Genomic DNA, 1,296 nt, shown 5'->3' with positions numbered 1-1,296 from the left:
GGCGAGGTCAACCGGTGTTAGCAACGGTCAGGCTGCTGGCCGGTTGGCCAGCAGCTGGTCCAGCGCTTGGGCTGGGGTCCGCATGTCGAGGGTAGGACGTGGTCGTGCGTTGAGGCTCGCGGCGACCCGGCGTAGGTCGGCGGCGGTGAAGCGGGACAGGTCGCTGCCCTTGGTCAACCAGTGCCGCAGCAACCGGTTGGTGTTCTCGTTGGTGCCGCGCTGCCAGGGCGAGTGCGGGTCGCAGAAGTAGACCGGCATCGACAGCTCGAGCTGGACCTTCTCGTAGCGCGCCAGCTCGGTGCCACGGTCCCAGGTCAACGACAACCGCAGATGCTCAGGCAGCTGCGACATCTCGCGGATCATGGCCTCGGCCACGGAATCGGCGTCGTGGCGCTCAGGCAGGTGCAGCAGGATCGTGAACCGGGTGCTGCGTTCGACCAACGTCCCGACCACGACCCCGCCTGCGGTGCCCATGACCAGATCGCCCTCCCAATGCCCTGGCACCGCGCGGTCGGCGACCTCGGCAGGACGCTGGCTGATCTTGAACGCTTCCTTGTACGGGCTGTTGGCCCGTTTCAGTCCGCCGTGGGGCTTGCGGCGCGGACGCTTGGTCGAGAGCTGTTGGTGCAGGTCCTTCCGCAGCGCACCGCGGGTCTGGACGTAGAGCGCCTGGTAGATCGTCTCGTGCGACACACGACCCATGATCATGTGCGGCGACTCCTCACGCAGGACCCGGGCGATCAGCTTCGGTGACCAGCCATCGTCCATCCAGGCCTCGATCCGACGGCACAGGCCTGGCTCGGCGACCAGCCGGAACTCCTTGGGGCGCCGCCGGCGTTCATGCGCCACACGGTGCGCGACCGGTGCCCAGTAGGAGCCGTCGGCACCGCGGTTGCGGGCAACCTCGCGGCTGATCACGGACTTGTCCCGACCGATCTCTCCTGCGATGCGCCTATAGGACCATCCGGCTCGTAGCCCGGCCGCGATCACCGCACGGTCCTCACTGGTCACCGGCCGACGCTGCTGCCCGCCCTCAGCACGGCCGGGTCTGCCGGGCGGTGCACTGCCGGGCAGACCGCCGTGCATGCCCATCTGGATCAAGTGCCCCATGACCCCTGATGCTCGCCACCATCGGGTCGCCGAGGACTGCGCCACACCGACCGCAGCCGCCGCAGCCTGGAACGACATCCCTGAACAGACCAGGTCGAAGACCTCGTTCACATCGTCGTACGGCACGAACTTCGGCATCACCACACCGCCAATCACTCAGCGTTGCTTCGACCGCCTGACTCCGCC

2 protein-coding genes are annotated in these 1,296 nt (G+C 67.8%); one reads left to right on the top strand and one right to left on the bottom strand.

Annotated features, from left to right (window positions below; genetic code table 11):
- Positions 1-27 precede the first annotated feature (27 nt).
- On the bottom strand, positions 28-1,011 hold the full coding sequence (locus HOQ23_RS20450) for an IS30 family transposase (RefSeq protein ID WP_216654508.1): 984 nt from the start codon (positions 1,009-1,011) through the stop codon (positions 28-30).
- A 73-nt stretch (positions 1,012-1,084) separates the two neighbouring features.
- Here HOQ23_RS20450 and HOQ23_RS20610 point away from each other — a divergent pair.
- Positions 1,085-1,296, top strand: a 212-nt coding sequence (locus HOQ23_RS20610; RefSeq protein ID WP_216654507.1) for a hypothetical protein, incomplete at its 3' end; no start/stop codon positions are given.

The organism is Nocardioides sp. zg-DK7169, assembly GCF_013155365.1.
Taxonomy (GTDB): Bacteria; Actinomycetota; Actinomycetes; order Propionibacteriales; family Nocardioidaceae; genus Nocardioides.
Note: the sequence above shows the minus strand (reverse complement) of the source record. Positions and strands in the feature narration are given on the sequence as shown.